This window comes from Cupriavidus sp. SW-Y-13, assembly GCF_009793345.1.
In the GTDB taxonomy this organism is placed as follows: Bacteria; Pseudomonadota; Gammaproteobacteria; order Burkholderiales; family Burkholderiaceae; genus Cupriavidus.
The window spans coordinates 1,813,524-1,835,200 of record NZ_WHLX01000002.1; the positions used below are offsets into that span (position 1 = coordinate 1,813,524).

Here is a 21,677-nt window from a genome sequence, read left to right on the forward strand (position 1 = left end):
TGAGGAATCAAGTGCCAGGTCTACGGCTATCGTGACAACGATCATTCTTTCCTGAAAATCGGGACCGCCTCTCTCCCAGATAGGCCACTCGCACCGCCCTTGATCCCCGACAACGCACCTCTCTAGATCCCCCGCCAAGATTTCTCGCGGCACGGTTCCCACCGTGCCCACCCTGCATACGCCAGCCACGCATGAGCGTATCGCCCGCCGAGCCACCCATCCTTACAACTCATGGCCGATCCAACTCGCGAGACCCCTTCACGCGGCCCGCAGACCGCCGTCGCTCCACTGAACACCATCGCCGTGGAAGACGTCGGCCAAGGCGCCGCCAGGTTCGATGCGTGGTTGCAGGAGATCAGCGGTGGCGCGGTAACGCTCGATCGCATCCGCATGGTCGCGGGCAGCGTGCCGGTGGTGGGCAACATCATGGCGCTGGTCGATGCGCTGGGCGATGTGGTCACCCTCACGCGTAGCCAGTCTCCAGACTTCCTGGACTGGGTGAGCCTGGGCATCAACCTGATCGGCATCGTGCCGGTGCCGCCGGGGATGGCGGCGGCGCGCATGAGCCTGCGCCCGACGTTGGCGCTGGTGCGCCAGGAGTTACGTCAGGGCGCCAAGTTCGTGCTGGGCGATGCGTTGGTCGAGGTGCTGGTGGGGCATCTGAACGCGACCATCGTCGGTGAACTGGATGACTTCGTCACGCAGGCGCAGGCCAAGTTGCCGGGCATTCTGCAGGACGCTGGCGAACTGGGCGAGAAGATGCTGCTCGAGATCGCCGATGGGCTCGAAGCGGTGGCACTCGGCAAGCTCAAGACGACCGCCCATCTGCAGCAGGCGGTCACGCAACTGCATGATCCGAAGTCTACCTTCCCCAATATCTTTGGCGCGGTGTGGAGCGTCTACAAGGCGGCGGGCAAGGCGGTGGCGAACACGGCGGTCCAGCTCGCGATGCCGACGGCGATCCAGCAGAAGGTGGTGGCGAGCAGCACGCAACTGCGCACGCTCGCGCCCGTGGTGCGCCAGCAGATGATGACGCTGGCCGATCCGCAGACGGCGCACAGCATCGGCTGGCTGCTGTCGATGCTTGCTCAGGCGGTGGTGCGCTGGCGCAAGAAGCGCAGTGTGGGCCAAAGCATCAACGTCAAGGCGCGTCAGGTCAGCGTGGCGAAGCGGCAAGGCCACCAGGGACAACTGGAGAGCACGAACAAACAGGTGCCTGCCAAGGGGAGTCCGGGCTGCAAGAACTGTCCCGCCCCGGCCAACACCCTGCGCAGCATCAGCTTCGCCACCGGCGACGAGACGATCTCGCACACCGACTTTGTCCTGCCGGGCCTGATGCCGATCGAATGGACACGGACGTATCGGTCGAGCCTCGGCGCTTACGATGGCAGCGAATCCGGCGCGCGCTGGATCACGCCCTACACGATCCGCTTCGATGTGGTGAAGCAGGGTGTGCAACACGGTGGGAACGAGAGCCTGCTCTACCACGCCGCCGATGGCCGCAGCCATGCCTATCCGCTGCCCGGGATCGACCAGTATCACCACGATCCCATCGAAGACGTGACGCTCGTACGCGTCTCGGCCAGCATTCTCACGCTCGCGCGCGGCTTCGAGAGTACGGAGACCTATCAGCGCCACGGCAAGCGCTTCCGTCTCATTGGCATCATGCTGCGCAACGGCGCCGGCATCTCCCTGCATTACGACCATCGCGTCGATCAAGACACGATGCTGTCGAACGTGATCGCCTTCCAGGGCGAAACGATCCTGGCGCACCTCGGTATCCGTCCCGATGATCAGGGCCGCATCGCCGAACTCTGGCAGATCGCCGACGGCCAGCCCGTGCGCCAGTTGACGCGCTATACCTACGACGCAGCGGGCGACCTCGTGATGGCGCAGGACGAGAACGCGGCCTACTGGGAGTACACCTATCAGCACCACCTCGTCACCCGCTACACCGACCGCACGGGTCGTGGCATGCACCTGCAGTGGCAGGGGGACGGTCCCGATGCGAAGGCCGTGCGCGAATGGGCCGATGACGGCAGCTTCGACACCACCCTCGCGTGGGACGAGAACATCCGTCTGACGTATGTCACCGATGCCCACGGCAATCAGACGCAGCACTACTACGACCGCCTCGGCTACACGTATCGCATCCGGCACCCCGATGGCCTCTCCGAATGGTTCTTCCGCGACGACGCGAAGAACGTCATCCAGCACATCCACACGGATGGCGCGATCGACCGGTTTGCCTATGACGCCAGCGGCAATCTGGTCGAGCACATCCGCCCGGACAGCAGCGCCGTGCATTACGCGTGGGACGACAAGCGCCAGCTCATCAAGGCGAGCGACGCCGAAGGCGGCCTGTGGCGGCGCGACTACGACCTCAAGGGCAACGTCACCGAGGCCATCGATCCGCTCGGCAACAAGACCACCTACGCCTACAACAAGGCGGGGTTGCCGGTGGAGATCACCGACGCCAAGGGCGGCACGAAACAACTGAGTTACACGGTAACGGGCCAACTCGCCAGTTACACCGATTGCTCGGGCAAGACGAGTGCGTGGCAATACGGCGCGCGCGGCGAGTTACTGAGGTTCACCGATGCCGCCGGTGGGGTGACGCAGTACCACTACGAAGCCGGGCAACTCACCCGGATCGTGCATCCCGACGAGCGGGCCGAACACTTTGAACGCGACGCCGAAGGACGCCTGCTCGCCCACATCGATGCCCTGCACCGCCGCACCACGTGGCGCTACAACGAAGCGGGCCAGATCGCCGAACGCACCGACGCCGCGAGCCAGACACTTGCGTATCAATGGGACCGGCTCGGGCAGTTGACCACCCTCGTCAACGAGAACGGCGCGCGCACCGACTTCCACTACGACCCCGTCGGACGCTTGCTCGACGAAACTGGCTTCGATGGCAAGACCACGCGCTATGTCTACCAGTCGGAATCCGGCACGCTGCACTATCAGGTCGAAGCCGGCCAGTTCAAGACGGCCTTCGGCTTCGATGCGATGGGCCGCCTCGTCAGCCGGCAGGCGGGCTCAGTCGATGCCGAGCAGCCGCAACAAACCGAAACCTTCGCCTACGACGGCAACGGCCGCCTGCTGTTGGCCGAGAACGCCGACAGCCGCCTGCAATGGTTCCACGACGACGCCGGCAATGTGGTGCGTGAGCACCAGCACTATCGATCGCTGAACCAGCCCGTGGTCGCGGTCTGGCGACACGAGTACGACGCATTGAACGAGCGCATCGCCACGGTCCGCCCAGACGGCCATCGTGTCGAAGTGCTCACCTACGGCTCGGGCCACGTCCACGGCGTGATGCTCGATGACAGGGAGCTGGTCCAGTTCGAGCGCGACGCCCTGCACCGCGAGGTGCTGCGCACCCAAGGCAATCGGCTCACCCAGTCGCAGGTCTACGACCCGGTCGGACGATTGCTGGAACAGACGCTCTCGCCCGTGGCGGGCGCGCACGCCGGCCAGCGCATGCTGCATCGCCAGTACCACTACGATGCCGCTGGCCAACTGTCCGACATCCGCGACATGCGCCGCGGCACGCTGCAATACCGCTACGACCCGATCGGAAGGTTGCTCGAAGCCACCAGCGCGCTCGGCCAGGAAACCTTCGCCTTCGACCCGGCGGGCAACCTGCTGCACGATCCGGACACCCGCACCTTTGCGGCCGACCCAAGCACGGGACGCCCGGAGTTCCACACCCGCCTGCAAGGCCCACCGAAACTCGTCGACAACCTGCTGCGGCAATACGCCGGTACCCACTACGACTGGGACGCACGCGGCAACCTCGCCACCCGCACCCACAACGGCGTGCGCGAGGACTTCACGTGGGACGCCTTCAATCGTCTGACCGGCTGGCGCAGCCCCGACGTGGAAGTGCAATACAGCTACGACGCGCTCGGCCGACGGCTGTTCAAATCCTCCACCGCGCGCTACATCCCCAACCCCTTCGACGGCGAGATCTACCAGCGCAACGAACAGGCCCGACACAACCAGCGCCACGGCTGCGCCTTCACGCTCTACGGCTGGGACGGCGACCAACTGGCCTGGGAATGCCGCCAGGAACCCGAAGCGGGGGCCGACACGCACTTCCGCCCCATCTCCGGCGCGGCCCGCACCACCCACTACCTCTACGAACCGGGCAGCTTCGTGCCGCTGGCCCAGGCGGTGCGTCAAGGCTCGATCCGGCTGCACCGGCAACCGGTCTACGAGGGCGGCTACGACATCGACGAAGACCCGCTGTGGACGTACACCATCCCGCCGCAACCGTTTGATGCGATGGCCTGGTATCAGTGCGACCACCTGGGCACCCCGCAGGAACTGACCGACGAGACAGGCGGAATCGCGTGGAGTGTGCAGTACAAGGCCTGGGGCGCGGCGCAGGGGGTGATATCGGACGCTGCACGCAAGGCGGGGATCCAAAATCCGTTGCGGTTCCAGGGGCAGTACCTCGATCACGAAACGGGGCTGCATTACAACCGGTATCGGTATTACGATCCGGTGAGTGGGCGGTTCATCTCGAAGGATCCGATTGGGTTGGCGGGTGGGGTGAATGTCTTCCTGTATGGGCCGAATCCCACGCTATGGATTGATCCGCTGGGGTTGGACATTCGCAAGAATGCGACCGATGGGGCACGACGGGAAGACGTGTTCAACGCGCATATGCGAATAGAGCATCCGAGCGCGACGATCCAGTGTCAGTGCTATTTGCGTGATGCGCAGGGCAGGTCGGTGAAAGACCCGGTGACGGGTGAACGTCGCCGGATAGATACGGCAGTGATTGAAAACGGCAGAGCGCAAACCTATGAAGTGACGAGCCCAACTGGGAGCAAAAAACGCCAGCAACAGAAAGAAGAAAATATTCTCAAAAATGGTGGAAATTGGATACGTGACAAAACCACAGGAGAGCTCGTTTCAGTTAATGGTCCATCTGAACTTATTCGCATACCATAATCATGAATGAAAATTATTTTGTTTGGGGTCGCATTGACAATTCCGTTAGTCGCTACATGATGATTGACGATAACGGAGATAAAGTACCAGATCTTGGGTATCGCATTATTGTTAGAAGATCTTTGATTGCATTGAGAAAATTTTTTGCTGATAATGGTTTATTAAAAATTAATATTTTTGATAAAGACGGAAATCTAATAGACATGGAGTATCGACGCGATGACTTTACTGATGAGGCGATAGAATTATTAAAACGGAAAGTTGGCGCATGGCTCGATTCCAAGGGATCGGAGAAGGATCCTCCCGATATGAGGATATTGGTGAAGGAGCTTGCCAAGATTCGAGAGGGAAAGTAGTCAGGTCACCGCGATTGCTAAGAATTGCGCTACTTCCGTAGGAGCACTACAGTACTTCGACCAGGAAACGGGACTGCATTACAACCGGTATCGGTATTACGATCCGGTGAGCGGGCGGTTCATCTCGAAGGATCCGATTGGGTTGGCGGGAGGGATAAACGTATATCAATACGCGCCGAATCCGACTGAATGGCTAGATCCGTTGGGTCTCGTCGGAAATCGAGCCAACCGCAGAGCAGGCCAAATTCTTCGAGACCAGGATGCAAGATCAGGTGGCCACGCCTATTCGCGTCACGGAGCGCACACGACTATGGCTGAGCAGGAGAAACGCGCAAGGACAGGCATTCCACCAGACGATCCGTGCAGGAAAGCGAGAAAACATGGTCCAGATTCGACACGATTCTTGAACAACATTGATCAGTTGGACTCCATCCAGCGCGCGAAAAGGAAGATGGATAAGACCGGGCAGAATGAGGCGACAGTAAATATGAAGCGTGTAATCGGTGAGGGATATCGCTCCGGTGGTGGCTGTCCTGAGGTGACTCAAGAGGTGACTGTCTATCGCGGCGCCAGAGGAATTATTACAGCTTTTCCGCAATTGCCAGATAACAATCCATGAAAATATTTCCTAGCTATATCTTGAAAATGTATTACTACCTACACGTCATGAGTGATGACGATCTCGATGATTTTCGTATAAACGAAGAAGTTTGTAGGGAAAGGTTATTTGATGCAATGAAAGCTGATTTCGACACCTATGGGCCGATAAGTAAGAAAAGAATTATGGAGGCTATCGAATATATTCTGATATCGAACAACGTTGAGAGGTATTGGCGTAGTGTCGTACCTCATGATGTACTCTTGGACGAAGTTGAGGATAAGGCAGAATATCTGCAAGCACTATACAAAAAGCTGACGGGAACCAGTCCCCAAAAAGTTGACTTCGGTGCTGATGTTGAGTTGGTTTTCGGTAGAGCTGATATTGATACTCGTCTTTGACATGATTACCGCACGCTCTCTGCAGAAGCAATCAGCGTCACGGCTGCGCCTTCACCTTCAATGGCTGGGACCGCGACCAACTGGCTTGGGAATGCCGCCAGGAACCTGAGGCAGGGGCCGATACCCACTTCCGCCCCATCCCCGGCGCGGCCAGCACCACCCACTACCTCTACGAACCGGGCAGCTTCGTGCCGCTCGCCCAGGCGGTGCGTCAAGGCTCGATCCGGCTGCACAGGCAACCCGTCTACGAGGGCGGCTACGACATCGACGAAGACCCGCTGTGGACGTACACCATCCCGCCGCAGCCGTTCGACGCGATGGCGTGGTACCAGTGCGACCACCTCGGCACCCCACAGGAACTGACGGACGAAACCGGCGCGATCGCGTGGAGTGCGCAGTACAAGGCGTGGGGCGCGGCGCAGGCGGTGATCTCGGACGCCGCCCGCAAGGCGGGGATACAGAACCCGCTGCGGTTCCAGGGCCAGTACTTCGATCACGAGACGGGGCTGCATTACAACCGGTATCGGTATTACGATCCGGTGAGCGGGCGGTTTCTCTCGAAAGATCCGATTGGGTTGGCGCGGGGATGAATGTTTCGCATATGCGTTGCACGAGCAAGAACCTCAACAAAAAACCCCGCAGACGCTCACACGTCTGCGGGGTTTTTCGTCTTTCAGATCAGGGCCGATACCTCAGCCCTCGATCCAATCGCTCAGAACGACACCGTATCTGCGACTTCCTTGAAGTCTTCGATCTGGTCGAAGTTCATGTACTTGTAGATCTTGTCGCCGTTGGCGGTCAGCACGCCCATGTCGGCCATGTACTCTTCCTTGGTCGGGATACGACCCAGGCGCGAGCAGATGGCGGCCAGTTCGGCGGAGCCGAGGTACACGTTCGTGTTCTTGCCCAGACGGTTCGGGAAGTTACGCGTGGACGTGGACATCACCGTGGCGCCTTCGCGCACTTGTGCCTGGTTGCCCATGCACAGCGAGCAGCCCGGCATTTCGGTACGTGCACCGGCGGTGCCGAACACGCCGTAGTGGCCTTCCTCGGTCAGTTGCTTCTGGTCCATCTTGGTCGGCGGGGCGACCCACAGCTTCACGGGGATGTCGCGCTTGCCTTCCAGCAGCTTCGATGCGGCGCGGAAGTGGCCGATGTTGGTCATGCACGAACCGATGAACACTTCGTCGATCACGGCGCCAGCCACGTCCGACAGCGTCTTCACGTCGTCCGGATCGTTCGGGCAGGCCACGATCGGCTCATGCACGTCGGCCAGATCGATTTCGATCACGGCAGCGTACTCGGCGTCGGCATCCGGTTGCAGCAGGTTCGGATCGGCCAGCCATGCTTCCATGGCCTGGATACGGCGCTGCAGGCTGCGCGGGTCCTGGTAGCCTTCGGCGATCATCCACTTCAGCAGCGTGATGTTGCTGTTGATGTATTCGATGATCGGTTCCTTGTTCAGGCGCACCGTGCAACCTGCGGCCGAACGTTCTGCCGAAGCGTCCGACAGTTCGAAAGCCTGTTCCACCTTCAGGTCAGGCAGACCCTCGATTTCGAGGATGCGGCCCGAGAAGATGTTCTTCTTGCCTTGCTTGGCCACGGTCAGCATGTCCTGCTTGATCGCGTACAGCGGAATGGCGTTGACCAGATCGCGCAGCGTCACGCCGGGCTGCATCTTGCCCTTGAAGCGGACCAGCACCGATTCCGGCATGTCCAGCGGCATCACGCCGGTAGCGGCAGCGAAAGCGACCAGACCCGAACCTGCGGGGAAGCTGATGCCGATCGGGAAACGCGTGTGCGAATCGCCGCCGGTGCCGACGGTGTCGGGCAGCAGCATGCGGTTCAGCCACGAGTGGATCACGCCATCGCCCGGGCGCAGCGAGATACCGCCACGGGTGCTGATGAATTGCGGCAGCGTGTGGTGCGTCTTCACGTCAACCGGCTTCGGATACGCGGCGGTGTGGCAGAACGACTGCATCACCAGATCGGCCGAGAAGCCCAGGCAGGCCAGGTCCTTCAGCTCGTCGCGCGTCATCGGGCCGGTGGTGTCCTGCGAGCCCACCGAAGTCATCTTCGGTTCGCAGTACGTACCCGGGCGGATGCCGGTGCCTTCCGGCAGACCGCAGGCGCGGCCAACCATCTTCTGGGCCAGCGTGAAGCCGCGGCCGGTATCGGCCGGGTTTTGCGGCAGGCGGAACAGCGACGACGGGGCCAGGCCCAGCGATTCGCGTGCCTTGGCGGTCAGGCCACGGCCTACGATCAGCGGAATACGGCCACCGGCGCGCACTTCGTCGAACAGCACGTCGGACTTGACCTTGAATTCGGCGATGACCTTGCCGTCCTTCAGTGCCTTGCCTTCGTAGGGGCGCAGTTCGACCACGTCACCCATTTCCATCTGCGACACGTCGAGTTCGATCGGCAGTGCGCCGGCGTCTTCCATCGTGTTGTAGAAGATCGGGGCAATCTTGCTGCCCAGGCACACACCACCGAAGCGCTTGTTCGGCACGAACGGAATGTCTTCGCCCGTGAACCACAGCACCGAGTTGGTGGCCGACTTGCGGCTGGAACCCGTACCGACCACGTCACCGACGTAGGCCACCAGGTTGCCCTTCTCGGCCAGCGATTCGATGAACTTGATCGGGCCGCGCTTGCCGTCTTCTTCCGGCTGGAAGGCGGCGCCTTCGCGCTTGTTCTTCAGCATGGCCAGCGCGTGCATCGGAATGTCCGGGCGCGTGGTGGCATCGGGAGCGGGCGACAGATCGTCGGTGTTGGTTTCGCCCGGCACCTTGAATACGGTGATCGTCAGCGATTCCGGCAGCGCCGGACGGCTCGTGAACCACTCGGCGTCGGCCCAGCTTTGCAGCACGGACTTGGCATTGGCGTTGCCCTTGTCCGCCTTTTCCTTCACGTCATGGAAGGCATCGAACATCAGCAGCGTCTTCTTGAGCGCTTCGCCGGCAACGGCGCCCACTTCGGCGTCGTCCAGCAGTTCGATCAGGGGGGAGATGTTGTAGCCGCCCAGCATCGTGCCGAGCAGCTCGGTGGCGCGGGCGCGCGAGATCAGGGGGGTCTTTTCCGAACCCAGGGCCACGGCGGCCAGGTACGAAGCCTTGACCTTGGCGGCGTCATCCACGCCAGCCGGCACACGGTACGTGATCAGGTCCACCAGGGCCTGCTCCTCGCCCGCCGGCGGGTTCTTGATCAGTTCGATCAGCTCGGCAGTCTGCTTGGCGGTCAGCGGCAGAGGAGGAATGCCGAGCGCGGCGCGTTCGGCGACATGGGCGCGATAGGTATCAAGCATGGGAACCTGCTGTTAATTGGGGTTGTAACAGTACTGCTATGTCTCTTGTGGACCAGCGGCGCGAGTCCGCCAGTTGCGCGTGATTGTACTTCCAAGTGGGCGCCGAATCAAACGTCTTATATCTTATATAAGAGTTAAAAGAGACGATGCACGGCGCGGCAAGGGCTGGCGGGATGCCCTCCGCGCAACGCCTGCACGCAGCACTCTCGTCACGACACCCCCGCGATGCCTCCCCGTGCCGATGAAAGTGCCCAGTGAATTACTTTTAAGTCGACTTCGCGGCAGCGGCTTCACGCACGTCTTAAGTTCCGCGCGCGGTAATCGTTAACCATCTTGCAGGCGCAAATGGCGCGCCGTCGCGCCTCTGCGTCCGATGCCCGTTCAGCTCAAACGGCCAAGCTGAATGGGTTTCCCCCTTTTTATCGGCCCTTTGCTTGTCTGCGATTCGGGAAGAATGGCAGGCATTCCGACACAGGCATCTCATGGCGAACACGCTTTCCCCCTCCCAGAACGGCGGCACTTCCAGCAAGCGCGGCCGGCTGATGCTGATCGGCGGCGGCGTGCTGGTAGTGGCGCTGGCCGCTGGCGGCTTTTTCCTGGGCAGTGTCCTCAGCGACAATCGTCCGGCTGCGGCCCCGGCTGCGCCGGTGCTTCCGCCGCCGATCTTCGTGCCGCTGGATGCGTTCACCGTCAACCTGAAGAGCGACGATGGCGACCGCTTCCTGCACACCGGGCTGTCGCTGAAAGTGGCGGACGCGGAAACGCAGGCTCGCCTGGCGCAGTACCAGCCCGAAGCACGCAGCCGCATCCTGCTGCTGCTGTCGGCACGCCAGCCGGCTGACCTCGCCACCGTGGAAGGCAAGCGCAAGCTCGCCCAGGACGTGCAGGCTGCCATCAGCCAGCCGTTCGCACCGAGCCTGCCGCCCCAGAAGATCCTGGACGTCTTGTTTACATCGTTCGTGGTGCAGTAAGCCGCATCCTGCACCGCGAACCCAGAGCCAAAACCTTATGAAATTGTCCGCCGTCCCTCTCTCCCGCCGTCGTGTCATGCACGACGCCTGAAGCCGGACATGGATCGTTTCATTCTCACAGCCGTTCACGGGGCAGGACACTAGATGGCCTACGACAAGTTCCTCTCGCAGGACGAGGTAGACGAACTACTGAAGGGCGTTTCGGGTGAAACCGATGCGCCCGCGGCGGCGGCGCCAGCCGTCGAAGAAGGCGGTGTACGGCCGTACAACCTGGCCAACCAGGAACGTATCGTCCGTGGCCGCCTGCATACGCTCGAAATCATCAACGAGCGTTTTGCCCGCGCGCTGCGCACCGCGCTGTTCAACTTCATCCGCCGTGGCGCCGACATCTCGGTGGGCACGGTAAGGATCGAGAAGTACGGCGATTTCGTGCGCAACCTGCCCGTGCCGACCAACCTGAACCTGGTCCACATGAAGCCGCTGCGGGGTACCGCGCTGTTCGTGTACGACCCGAACCTCGTGTTCCTGGTGGTCGACAACCTGTTCGGTGGCGATGGCCGCTTCCACACCCGTGTGGAAGGCCGCGACTTCACGCAGACCGAGCAACGCATCATCCGCCGCATGCTGGACCTGACGCTGAACAGCTACAGCCAGGCATGGGGCACCGTGCATCCCATCGAGTTCGACTATGTCCGCTCGGAGATGCACACCAAGTTCGCCAACGTGGCTGGTCCGAACGACGCCGTGGTCACCACTGCGTTCCATATCGAACTGGGCGCCGTGGGCGGACAACTGCATATCTGCATTCCCTTCTCGATGATCGAACCGCTGCGCGATCTGCTGATGAATCCGCTGCAGGACGAAGTCGAGGTGGACAAGCGCTGGCTCGGCCAGCTTTCCAACCAGTTGCGTGCTGCCGAAGTGGATCTGGTGGCCGAGTTCGCACACATCCGCAGCACCGTGGCCGAGGTGCTGGCCATGCGCGAAGGCGACGTGTTGCCGATCGAACTTCCCGACAAGATTTTCGGCAAGGTCGACGGCGTGCCCGTCATGCAATGCGGCTTCGGCACGATGAACGGCCAGTACGCACTGCGCGTGGAACGAATGATCAACTACCAAGACAGCGATTCCAACAAGGAAACCGATCATGACTGACGGCACTCAGGACAAGCCGGTCGATCCGATGGACGACTGGGCCAGCGCCCTCGCGGAGCAGACCAGCGCCGAGCAGGCTACGCCTGCTGCCGCCCCCGCCGCCGCGGTGGCTACCCCGGCAGCTCCGGCCATGGCGCCGGCTGCACAGCCGATGGCAGGCGCCACGCCGGCCGCCTCGACCGTCTTCCCGCCGCTGGCGCAGGAAGCCACGAGCGGCTTCCACAACGACATCGGGATGATCCTCGATATCCCGGTGCAGTTGACCGTGGAACTGGGACGCACCAAGGTGCCCATCAAGAACCTGCTGCAACTGGCACAGGGTTCGGTGGTGGAGCTCGACGGCCTAGCCGGCGAGCCGATGGACGTGCTCGTGAATGGCTACCTCATCGCCCAGGGCGAAGTGGTGGTGGTGAACGACAAGTTCGGCATCCGCCTGACGGACATCATCACGCCGTCCGAACGTATCCGGAAGCTCAACAAATGACAGCCGCCTCGCGCCGGTTAGCAGCCACCGCGCGCATTGCCTCTGGTATTGCCGCAGGCATCGTCCTCATGGGCGTTGCCGTGACCGGCGCGCAGGCCGCTGACACCGTGCTCAGTACCGCACAGGCGGCTCCCCCCGCCAGCGGTGCTGCAGCCAGCAGCTATCTCGCGGCAAGCAGTGCCCCGGCCATCAGCAGTGGCGGCAGTCTCGTCCAGGCCGGGCTTGGATTGTTTGCCGTCATTGCCCTGATCCTTGGCATGGCCTGGCTGGCGCGTCGCGTCGGCCTTGTCCGCCACGGCGGTGGCAATGCATCGATCAAGGTCGTGAACAGCCTGATGCTGGGCGCGCGCCAGAAGATCGTGACCGTGGAAGTGGGCGACACCTGGCTCGTGCTCGGTGTCTCGCCCAACGAGATCCGCCCGCTTCATACGTTGCCGGCCCAGCCCGATTCCGGCGCGCCATCTTCCTCCGTTCCCCATCCCGCACAGCCCATGCAAGGCGGCTTTGGTGAACGGCTGATGCGCGCCATGCAGGAAAACCTCAAGAAATGAACACGCTGCGTGGCGCCGCTATCGAGCGGCAACCGAAGCCCTTCGTGCGTCCGTCGCACCCGTCGCAGTCATGGCGTATGGCGGGAACCACCCTGCTGGCGCTGTTGCCGATGATGCTGTGGCTGGCGCCAGAGTCCGCGCTGGCCCAGTCGTTGCCCGGCATGACGAGCAAGCCGGCACCCGGTGGCGGCCAGACCTGGTCGCTCTCGATCCAGACGCTGGTCCTGCTGACCTCGCTGTCGTTCCTGCCGGCGGCCATGCTGATGATGACGGGGTTCACGCGCATCATCATCGTGCTTGGTTTGCTGCGCAATGCGATGGGCACGGCATCTTCTCCGCCTAATCAGGTTATCGTCGGCCTGTCGCTGTTCTTGACCTTTTTCGTGATGTCGCCGGTGTTCGACAAGGTCTACACCGACGCGTACAAGCCGCTCTCCGAAAACCGCATCAGCCTGGAAACCGCGGCCTCGCGCGCTGCCGTGCCGGTGCGTGCGTTCATGCTCAAGCAGACCCGCGAGAAGGATCTCGCACTGTTCGCGCAGATGGCGAAAATCCCGGAAATGCAGGGTCCGGACGACGTGCCGTTCTCGGTACTGGTGCCCGCCTTCGTCACCAGCGAACTGAAGACCGCGTTCCAGATCGGCTTCACGATCTTTATCCCGTTCCTCATCATCGACCTTGTCGTGGCCAGCGTGCTGATGGCGATGGGCATGATGATGGTGCCACCCGCCACCATTTCGCTGCCGTTCAAGCTGATGCTGTTCGTGCTGGTCGATGGGTGGCAACTGCTGCTGGGTTCCCTGGCGCAGAGCTTCATGAACTGAGCGGAGCCCGACATGACACCGGAAATGGTGATGACCATCGCCACGCAGGCGATGAAGATGACCCTGATGCTGTCGGCGCCGCTGCTGCTCGTGGCGCTGGCTGCCGGTCTCGTGGTGAGCCTGTTCCAGGCCGCCACGCAAATCAACGAAATGACGCTGACGTTCATCCCGAAGCTTGTCGCACTGTTCGTCACGATGGTGCTGGTGGGGCCGTGGATGATCAACACGTTCGTCGACTACATGCGCGAAGTGTTCCAGGGCATTCCTGCCCTCGCGCACTGATCGACGCTCTTACATTTTTCACGCCGTGCTGGATGTCTCCACCGATCAGCTCTACGGATGGATCGCCACATTCCTGTGGCCGATGTTCCGATTGCTCGCGCTGATCGCCACGGCGCCGATCTTCAGCGAATCCACCATTCCGCGCCGCGCCAAGATCCTGCTGGCTGCCGCGCTGTCTACCATCATCTCGCCGACCATCGGCGCCATTCCCACCGCACCGGTGTACTCGTACGAGGGCCTGCTCGTCATCCTCAACGAGGTGGCCATCGGCATCGCCATGGGCTTCTCGATGCGGCTGGTGTTTGCCGCCGTGCAAGTGGCCGGTGAAGTGATCGGCCTGCAGATGGGCCTGTCGTTCGCGGCGTTCTACGACCGCTCTGCGGGCGGACAGACGATGGTGCTGTCGCGCTTTCTCAACATCGTGGCCACGCTGATGTTCCTGGCACTCGACGGACACCTGATGATGCTGGCCGCACTCGTCGATAGCTTCCAGGGTGTGCCCATCGCCGGTGTGCCGCTCTCCGGCCACGGATGGGGTGTGCTGGCGCGCGCCGGTTCGATGGTGTTTGCCACCGGCACGCTGTTGTCGCTGCCGATGATTGCCGCGCTGCTGACACTGAACCTTGCGATGGGTATCCTGAACCGCGCATCGCCGCAGCTCTCGATCTTTGCGGTGGGCTTCCCGGTGACGCTGCTCGGCGGCATGCTGGTGCTGTTGCTGTGCATGCCGCAGATGGGCCTGTACATGCAGCACCTCGTCGATATCGGCCTGCGCACGGCAGGCTCCGTACTCGACCAGCTTGCGCCGAACTAGCGTCGATGTGGCGTTGCCCGGATCGAACGATCAGGGCAACGCACCCACCTGCCTGAGCATCGCGCGCGCGATCTCCTGCCTGCGCGCGCCGGCTTCAGGCTTCGACATGTCGAGGTTCAGCGCGAACACCCAGGTATTCTCGCCACGCGTGACCCAGCCCACCCACCAGCCCACGTCCGCCCCTGCCGTGCCGGAGGCATCCCAACCCGTCTTCGCACGCAGCGTGTAGTCGGCGGTCTTCTCGATAGTGAGGATGTCGTCGAGTGCATCGAAGCTGCGCTCGGAGATCAACGGCACCTTGTGCGCCGCCACGTTGCGCAGGAAATCGACCTGCTGGTTCGCGCTGATCTTCAGGTGCCCGTTGAGCCAGAAACGGTCCACGGGCCCTTCCACATCGGCATTGCCGAAGTGCGCGGCCGTCAGGTACTTGCGATACTGCACAGTGCCTACGCGCCGTGCCAGCGCCTGATATGCGGGCACGCATGAGTTGGGCAGCGCCACACGCAGCGCCACATCGCCATTGCAAACCGCCGGCAGGATGGGCTTGCCGTGGTGCATCCACACCTTGCCGTCCCATGGCAGCTTGTCGTGATCCACGTCCGCTACCGCGCCGGTCTCCAGGCCGATCAGCGAATTGAAGATCTTGAACGTCGATGCAGGCGAATACTGGGTGGCAGCGCGCTTCGGGTTGTAGGTCATGGTGCGCTGCTGGCGCACATCGTAGATCACCATCGTGCCATCGGCGCCAGCGGCATCGAACAACGGCTTGGCATCGAGCGTGCTTGCGGCTGGCGCTGCGGCGCGCGCGGCGCCGGCCAGCAGCAATGTCGTGGTGAGGAACAACCGGGCGATGCTGTGTCGCATAGGCATGTGCAGACCCCTTTCTGGTTTTTCATTGATGGGTTGGCGTCAGGCTGACGCATGGCAATCCAGGCCCGGATCGTGATGCGGAGCATAGGCAATGACCTCGTTCGCGCCAACCGCGCATGCTGTAACACGCGTAACATGCGGCATGCCCCCGACATCGATCTTCGTCGAACTCTCTGCGCCCTATCGTGTGGATGACCAGCCCGCGCGTTACCAGTCCGTCTGGATGCTCGCGCGCATCTGGCTCGCCGCATCGCGCGATCAGGAAGCGCTCAACGCCAATGTCGTCCGCACACGCTTTGCGGAAGCCGCCGACGTGCGCATGATCGTCTCGCGCGCCTTCGCCGATTTTTCGCGCTGGAGGATTCCAGTGGGATGGGGCAGCGATCGCACGCTCGGCATCTCCGCGTTGCCCACTTCGCATCGCAGTCGTGGACCGTTCTGGATGAGTGCTGCCACCGCGCGGCGCCTGCGTTTCACGGTCGAAGGCAAACCGTTGGGACCAGCGGGTGTGGCGCGTTGGCTGGGACAAACCCCGGAAGCCGGCAATGTCCCGTCGATCCCCGCCGAGGACGGCCTGCAGTATGCGATGCGCGACATGGCCTTCTGGCGCCATCTGACGCAGGCGATGCGCGGCGCGCAGGACGGCTTCGCCGGCACGCTCGATCACGGCGTGGCCGAATCGTTCCGCGCAGCGCAGCGCACCGCTGCCGATGATTTTCAGTTGGCGCTCTCCTTGCTCAAGGAAAGCCTGGCCTGGCGGCGCAGTGACCGACTGGATCGCAGCCGCGCAGCGTTGCGCCGCTTCCAGCGCATTGTGGTGGCAGGCGGCGTCAATGCCGCGCTGCCGACCTTCGCGGCCATGGCACACGTGGTGCGAGCGTGGGAGCACTATGCGCGCGCAGATCTCGACGCTGCACAACACGAACTCGCACGCCTGTCAGGCGACGCGGAACTGCGACCCGTGGTGCGCTACAACCCGCGCGTGCGATTCGAAACGCTCAACCTCGAAGCACTCGTGCAGAAGAGCCTGGCGCTGCGTCCGGATGGCGTGGGCACTCCGCAGCAGAAACAACAAGCGGCGCGCCTGGCGATGGAAGGCTTCTCCGGCGCACTGCAGGCGGCATACGAAGCGGATTCGGTAGACGCCGTGCAGCACGCCGCCGCGAACATCGGCTGGTCGCTATGGTTGTTCTGGCAGTTCCGTCTCGTGGATGCATCGCGCGCGATGGTCGCTGGCGACGTGCAGCGTCAGGCCATGCGCTGGCTTGGATTGTCGGAATGGATCTGCGATCGATTCGGCGTAGGCGGTGGATCGGCCTGGAACACCATCTTCCTGTTACGGGTGGCACGCGGCCATCTGGAAGCCGATGCCTCGACATCGCTTGCGGCATTCCGTGCGCAGCAACCGCTCACGGTGACTGCCGCCATCGATGCACTGCGTCCGTTCCATGCGCCGTTCGCACCAGCCAAGGGTTTCGTGCGCTGGTCATCAGTGGCCGCGTTCGCGCTGGAGGAGCACGATACGGGGCGCGTGCGTTACAACGCGCTGCAACTGTCGAACCTGTTGATGGAATCGGCGTGGTATCTCACGCACGAGCAGGGTGCGTCGGTGAATGCGTATGAAGCGGTGGAACGACTCAAGCAGCAGATCGGATCACTACGTGCAAGCGAGAAGGGGTTCTTTCACGCGGGGTTGAGGACGCTGCCACCGGAGTTGCGAGTGGGGATGTAGATCTCAACACGACCGCGAACCGTTGTTATGCGCTCCCCTCTCCCGCAAAGCGGGAGAGGGGAGCAAACGAAACGCGGGAGATAACGCGGCTTACGCGTACGCCACATTGCCCCTGACAACCAACTGCCCCGGCGCACTCCGCACCACGCCGCCCGAAGGCACCTTGAAGAACGCCACCGCCTCTGTCAGCAACCGCCCCTGTTCCTCCAGTGATTTCGATGCCGTCGCAGCCTCGTGCACCAGCGACGCATTCTGCTGCGTGACCTGATCGATCTGGACGATGGCCTGGTTCACCTGTTCGATGCCTCGGTTCTGTTCGGCGGATGCCGCAGCGATTTCGTTGACGATGTTCGTCACGCGGGCCACAGCGTCGGTCACTTCGGCCATGGTCTGACCCGCTTCGCCGGCCAGTGTGGAGCCGGCCTGCACCTGTGCCACCGATGCCTCGATCAGCTCCTTGATTTCCTTGGCTGCGTTCGATGACCGCTGCGCCAGGCTGCGCACCTCGCTGGCCACGACTGCAAAGCCACGTCCCTGCTCGCCTGCACGCGCCGCTTCCACTGCTGCGTTGAGCGCCAGGATATTGGTCTGGAACGCGATGCTCTCGATGATGCCGGTGATGTCCGCAATGCGGGCCGAACTGGCGCTGATGCCTTCCATCGTGTCCACCACGCGGCCCACGGTGCCACTGCCCTGCTGCGCCACTTCCGCAGCGTTGCGTGCCAGCTCGCTGGCCTGGCGTGCGTTCTCGGTGTTGTGGCGCACGGTGGCGGTCAACTGCTCCATGCTGGCGGCGGTTTCTTCCAGCGATGCCGCCTGTTGCTCCGTGCGGCTCGACAGATCCATGTTGCCGTTGGCAATTTCGCCCGTCGCCACCTCGATGTTCGAACTGCTCGCACGCACACGGCCCACCGTCTCCGTCAGCCGGTCGTTCATGTCGCGCAGCGCAGCGAGCAGGCGGCCGGTCTCATCTTTCGAATCGACGACAATCTGCGAGCCCAGTTCGCCACGTGCCACGGTGCGCGCCACTTCCACCGCACGCTGGATCGGCGCCGTGATCGCACGCGTCAGCAGCAAGCCGCCGATGATGGCGAACGCCACGGCAGCCACTGCCGCCAGGATCAGCATCAATCGCTGGCGGGTGTACTCATCGTTGATCTTCGCGACCATGTCCTTCTGACGATCGCGCGTAAATTCGGCGTAGTCCTGCGTCGCCTTGATCAGCGCGGCCAGCAGCGGGCGGCATTCTGCATTCATCTTGGCGATGGCCGCCTCGGTCTTCTTGTCGAGAGCCAGCCCCACGATATCCGTGGCCACCTTGCCATACTTGCCCTCGATGCGATCCATCTCGGCCACGAGATTGCGCGCGCCTTCGCTGACGCCACTGGCCTGGATCATCTGCTTGAGTTTGCCCAGGCGCTGCTGCACATCCTCATGCGCCTTGAGGACCTCGGTCTTTTCCAGATCGAGGTCGGCAGGCGTGGTCACCAATACAAGGTTGCGCGCGGCAATTGCGCGCTGGTCCACGGCGGCGCGCAGTTGAGACGCTACCTCGCCACGCGCGTTCAGGCCATGGATGTAGTTGTCGAAGCCGTCGATGGATTCGCCCAGCGCCTTCAGCGACAACCCAGACACTGCGAGTACTACGAGCGCAAGCGTGCCAAACCCCGCCAGCAGTCTGGTCTTGATAGACAGATCTCGGAATTTCACGGTTTTCCCCTCTGTTTCCCGATTGAATGGCCGACGGCAATGGCCAATGACGATCGCGCCACGATGTGTATCGCGGAGCAGGTATCGCTGGAGAGATCCCGTTCCTCTTTGATACTGGCGCGCCGTGCGCCGACAACATCTCAGACCGGCGCTGGCTGGCGTTCTTGACGCCATGCTCTAGATGTATGTCCGCAGGCTAACGGCATACCGCCTCTCCTTTAGTCCCCTCTCCCGAGGGGTCAGGGTGACAAAGTGTCATGAAATGTTCAGAAATGTATGGGCATGTTGCGCATGCCTCACGCCATGATCCTTTTTTAAATTGCATTTCATATGCATCTTTTCTAGAATCGAGTGCGTCCCACCCCTCCGACTTGCCCCGCCAATCATGTCCGTCCTGCTGCAGATCTCCCCGCCTACCCCCTCGAACAGCTATCGCGGCCTGCCCGTACTGGCCCTTGGCTTCCGACCGTTCTATCTGCTGGCCGCCGCGTTTGGCGCACTTTCCGTTTTGGCATGGGTGGCGATGTACCTGGGCTGGTGGCAACCCGCCACGCAACCGTGGCTCGGCGCGATGCTCTGGCACGCCCATGAGATGGTGTTCGGATTCGCCGCCGCCGTTGTGGTGGGATTCCTCTTCACGGCGGGCAAGAACTGGACGGGATTGCAGACGCCGCAGGGCACATGGCTCGGCATCCTCGCAACGGTATGGCTGGCCGCACGCGTGCTGATGTGGACAGGTCCGGCGTGGGCCGCGATTGCTGTGGACATCGCCTTCCTGCCACTGTGCAGCGCGAGCTTCTATCGCATCCTGCGGCGGGCGAAGAGCCAACGCAACTACGGGCTTGCCATTGCGCTCGGCATCATGGGCGCGCTCAACATCGGGTTCCATGTTGCAGCGCTGGCGGGTCGTCCCGATTGGGCGCTGCACGCCACCGAAGCGGCAACGGGGCTGGTGGTTATCTTCGTGACGGTGATCGGTGGCCGCATCATTCCGATGTTCACTGGCAATGCGATTCCCGGCGCACGCATCCGCCGCTGGACGATGGTTGAACGATCGGTAATCGGTCTCACGCTGCTTGCCACGATGTCGGCAGCGTTTCAGGCGCCGGGGCCGCTGACTGCGGTGCTCGCCGCAGGCGCAGCCATCGCGCATGGCATTCGACTGTACGGCTGGAATCCGCTGGGTACGGTCAGGAAGCCGATCCTCTTCATCCTGCATCTGGCCTATGCCTTTCTGCCCGTTGGCTTCCTGCTCATTGCGGCGGCTGCATTGGGCTGGCTCGACCGCTCCACGGCCCTGCACGCGCTGACTGTCGGCGTGATCGGCTGCGCGATCATTGCCATGGTCACGCGCACGGCGCTCGGCCATACGGGACGCCAGATGCAATCGGGCCATATGGAACACCTCGCCTACCTCTGCATGGTGCTGGCAGCCGTGGTCCGCGTTGCCGGCCCCATCGCCATGCCGGAAGCCAAGCCCGAGGTGATCGCCGTTGCCGGTGCGCTATGGGCGCTGTCGCTGGTGAGCTACCTCATCAAGTACACCCCGTTCCTGATGCGTCCACGCATCGATGGCAAGGAAGGCTGATCCGCGCGTTTTTCCCCCAATGTCACCCGGCGCTAACCCTACGTTGCGATTTTGCCTCGACGTGATACGATGACTTACAACTTGTCCGCAAGGACGAGTTGCCCTCTCAAAGCATCCGCATACCGAGCATCCAACAAGAATTCGGGAGACATCATGCGCAAGATCCGCGCGGCGCTGGGCGCCGCTGCCCTGCTGGCCGTCCTGGCCACCCCAGTCCTGGCCCAATCCAATGATTCGCAGTCCGTCACGACAGTTGCCGAAAAGCTGCGCGCTGCCATGGTCGATCCCGACCAGGCGGTGCTGTCCGGACTGGTCGGCGATTCGTTGAGCTACGGCCACTCCGGTGGTCGCATCGACACGCGTGCCAGCTTCATCGGCGATCTGCTCGACAAGAAATCCGATTTCGTCAGCATCAACATCACCGACCAGACCGTGAATGTCTCGGGCGACGTGGCGGTCATCCGCCACACGCTGGCCGGCGAAACGCTGGATAGCGGCAAACCGGGCACCGTGCTGCTCAAGGTGTTGCAGGTCTGGCAGAAGCAGGGCGGACAGTGGAAGCTGATCGCTCGCCAGGCCGTCAAGGCTGCCGCATAAAGACGGCAGGCGACGGAGGGGTTACCTGTTCCATCGAGCAGACATTTATAGGATGTCTGACCTCTATAGTCGATGAGAGCAAACAAAAGGGGCGCCAACCATCGGCGCCTCTATTTCATTGATCAACGATCAGTCGAAGATCTCGTACAGCCACGACTTCTTGCGTTTGTCGTATTTGTCATGCCGATCGTGCCGGTCATGGCGGTAATCCTTATCGTGACCGTAGCGGCCACGATCCCCCTCATACGACGGCTGCGGCGCTGACTGGCGTGACGCAGTGGGTTGCGGCGCTGGGGCCGCGCTGACCGACCGTTCGAGAATCTTGTCCAGTTCGCCACGGTCGAGCCACACGCCACGGCACTGCGGGCAGTAGTCGATTTCCACGCCTTGTCGGTCTGACATCACCAGCGTGGCATCGGAACAGGTCGGACACTTCATCAAGCACTCCTTCTACAGCTGCGCACCAGGC

Annotated in this window: 20 protein-coding genes and 1 pseudogene; 16 read left to right on the forward strand and 5 right to left on the reverse strand. The window is 62.3% G+C overall.

All coding sequences use genetic code 11. The features are described from left to right. Nucleotides 1–231: 231 nt before the first annotated feature. From GA566_RS23670 to GA566_RS23685, 5 genes and pseudogenes are all read left to right on the forward strand, one after another. Nucleotides 232–4,971 (forward strand): RHS repeat-associated core domain-containing protein, encoded by a 4,740-nt coding sequence (locus GA566_RS23670; RefSeq protein WP_160474191.1) that lies wholly within the window; start codon nt 232–234, stop codon nt 4,969–4,971. A 2-nt stretch (nt 4,972–4,973) separates the two neighbouring features. Next, nucleotides 4,974–5,327 (forward strand): hypothetical protein, encoded by a 354-nt coding sequence (locus tag GA566_RS23675; protein ID WP_160474192.1) that lies wholly within the window; start codon nt 4,974–4,976, stop codon nt 5,325–5,327. Nucleotides 5,328–5,376: 49 nt separating this feature from the next. Beyond that, a pseudogene (locus GA566_RS33350) lies at nt 5,377–5,538 on the forward strand (RHS repeat-associated core domain-containing protein); the annotation flags it as partial. 192 nt (nt 5,539–5,730) lie between these two features. After that, entirely contained in the window at nt 5,731–5,946 is a 216-nt protein-coding gene (locus GA566_RS32980; protein ID WP_202126968.1) for a hypothetical protein, read from the forward strand. Continuing rightward, complete coding sequence (locus tag GA566_RS23685) at nt 5,943–6,326, forward strand: hypothetical protein (protein WP_160474193.1); 384 nt, start codon at nt 5,943–5,945, stop codon at nt 6,324–6,326. Before GA566_RS32980 ends, GA566_RS23685 begins: the two co-directional genes overlap by 4 nt. A gap of 5 nt (nt 6,327–6,331) precedes the next feature. Here GA566_RS23685 and GA566_RS33355 read toward each other — a convergent pair whose 3' ends face one another. Beyond that, nucleotides 6,332–6,541, reverse strand: coding sequence for a hypothetical protein (locus GA566_RS33355; RefSeq protein WP_237380607.1), 210 nt, complete (start codon nt 6,539–6,541; stop codon nt 6,332–6,334). Here GA566_RS33355 and GA566_RS23690 point away from each other — a divergent pair. Next, the gene (locus GA566_RS23690) at nt 6,533–6,916 is read left to right on the forward strand and encodes an RHS repeat domain-containing protein (protein WP_370459346.1); all 384 of its coding nucleotides are present in this window, start codon (nt 6,533–6,535) and stop codon (nt 6,914–6,916) included. The two genes, GA566_RS33355 and GA566_RS23690, sit on opposite strands and share 9 nt — an antisense overlap. Before the next feature lie 122 nt (nt 6,917–7,038). Here the strand turns inward: GA566_RS23690 and acnB are convergent, their stop codons facing one another. Continuing rightward, nucleotides 7,039–9,630 (reverse strand): bifunctional aconitate hydratase 2/2-methylisocitrate dehydratase, encoded by a 2,592-nt coding sequence (gene acnB, locus GA566_RS23695; RefSeq protein WP_160474194.1) that lies wholly within the window; start codon nt 9,628–9,630, stop codon nt 7,039–7,041. Between the two features lie 482 nt (nt 9,631–10,112). Between acnB and fliL the strand changes: the two genes are divergently transcribed. From fliL to fliR, 7 genes are all read left to right on the forward strand, one after another. Beyond that, the gene (gene fliL / locus GA566_RS23700; RefSeq protein ID WP_160474195.1) at nt 10,113–10,601 is read left to right on the forward strand and encodes a flagellar basal body-associated protein FliL; all 489 of its coding nucleotides are present in this window, start codon (nt 10,113–10,115) and stop codon (nt 10,599–10,601) included. Between the two features lie 144 nt (nt 10,602–10,745). Beyond that, nucleotides 10,746–11,756, forward strand: coding sequence for a flagellar motor switch protein FliM (gene fliM / locus GA566_RS23705; RefSeq protein WP_137927902.1), 1,011 nt, complete (start codon nt 10,746–10,748; stop codon nt 11,754–11,756). Continuing rightward, nucleotides 11,749–12,240 carry a flagellar motor switch protein FliN gene (gene fliN / locus GA566_RS23710; RefSeq protein ID WP_137927903.1) on the forward strand — a complete coding sequence of 164 codons (492 nt, stop codon included), beginning with the start codon at nt 11,749–11,751 and terminating at the stop codon, nt 12,238–12,240. Before fliM ends, fliN begins: the two co-directional genes overlap by 8 nt. After that, nucleotides 12,237–12,791, forward strand: a complete 555-nt coding sequence (gene fliO / locus GA566_RS23715; RefSeq protein ID WP_346813534.1) for a flagellar biosynthetic protein FliO — start codon at nt 12,237–12,239, stop codon at nt 12,789–12,791. Before fliN ends, fliO begins: the two co-directional genes overlap by 4 nt. A 77-nt stretch (nt 12,792–12,868) precedes the next feature. Beyond that, on the forward strand, nt 12,869–13,615 hold the full coding sequence (gene fliP, locus GA566_RS23720; RefSeq protein WP_137927914.1) for a flagellar type III secretion system pore protein FliP: 747 nt from the start codon (nt 12,869–12,871) through the stop codon (nt 13,613–13,615). 12 nt (nt 13,616–13,627) lie between these two features. Beyond that, nucleotides 13,628–13,897 (forward strand): flagellar biosynthesis protein FliQ, encoded by a 270-nt coding sequence (gene fliQ, locus GA566_RS23725; RefSeq protein WP_061958832.1) that lies wholly within the window; start codon nt 13,628–13,630, stop codon nt 13,895–13,897. 25 nt (nt 13,898–13,922) lie between these two features. Then, the gene (gene fliR / locus GA566_RS23730) at nt 13,923–14,711 is read left to right on the forward strand and encodes a flagellar biosynthetic protein FliR (RefSeq protein WP_160474197.1); all 789 of its coding nucleotides are present in this window, start codon (nt 13,923–13,925) and stop codon (nt 14,709–14,711) included. 30 nt (nt 14,712–14,741) lie between these two features. Here the strand turns inward: fliR and GA566_RS23735 are convergent, their stop codons facing one another. Next, the gene (locus tag GA566_RS23735) at nt 14,742–15,575 is read right to left on the reverse strand and encodes a class D beta-lactamase (RefSeq protein ID WP_160474730.1); all 834 of its coding nucleotides are present in this window, start codon (nt 15,573–15,575) and stop codon (nt 14,742–14,744) included. A 148-nt stretch (nt 15,576–15,723) separates the two neighbouring features. Here GA566_RS23735 and GA566_RS23740 point away from each other — a divergent pair, with 148 nt between their 5' ends. Then, on the forward strand, nt 15,724–17,313 hold the full coding sequence (locus GA566_RS23740; RefSeq protein WP_160474198.1) for a hypothetical protein: 1,590 nt from the start codon (nt 15,724–15,726) through the stop codon (nt 17,311–17,313). A 90-nt stretch (nt 17,314–17,403) separates the two neighbouring features. Here GA566_RS23740 and GA566_RS23745 read toward each other — a convergent pair whose 3' ends face one another. Next, nucleotides 17,404–19,023: a methyl-accepting chemotaxis protein gene (locus tag GA566_RS23745; RefSeq protein ID WP_249359708.1), complete on the reverse strand. Its 1,620-nt coding sequence runs from the start codon at nt 19,021–19,023 to the stop codon at nt 17,404–17,406. Nucleotides 19,024–19,408: 385 nt separating this feature from the next. Here GA566_RS23745 and GA566_RS23750 point away from each other — a divergent pair, with 385 nt between their 5' ends. Both GA566_RS23750 and GA566_RS23755 read left to right on the forward strand, forming a co-directional pair. Then, nucleotides 19,409–20,611, forward strand: a complete 1,203-nt coding sequence (locus GA566_RS23750; protein ID WP_160474200.1) for an NnrS family protein — start codon at nt 19,409–19,411, stop codon at nt 20,609–20,611. 153 nt (nt 20,612–20,764) lie between these two features. Further along, nucleotides 20,765–21,208: a nuclear transport factor 2 family protein gene (locus GA566_RS23755; RefSeq protein WP_160474201.1), complete on the forward strand. Its 444-nt coding sequence runs from the start codon at nt 20,765–20,767 to the stop codon at nt 21,206–21,208. 129 nt (nt 21,209–21,337) lie between these two features. Here the strand turns inward: GA566_RS23755 and GA566_RS23760 are convergent, their stop codons facing one another. After that, nucleotides 21,338–21,646 carry a zf-TFIIB domain-containing protein gene (locus tag GA566_RS23760; RefSeq protein WP_160474202.1) on the reverse strand — a complete coding sequence of 103 codons (309 nt, stop codon included), beginning with the start codon at nt 21,644–21,646 and terminating at the stop codon, nt 21,338–21,340. Nucleotides 21,647–21,677 lie beyond the last annotated feature (31 nt).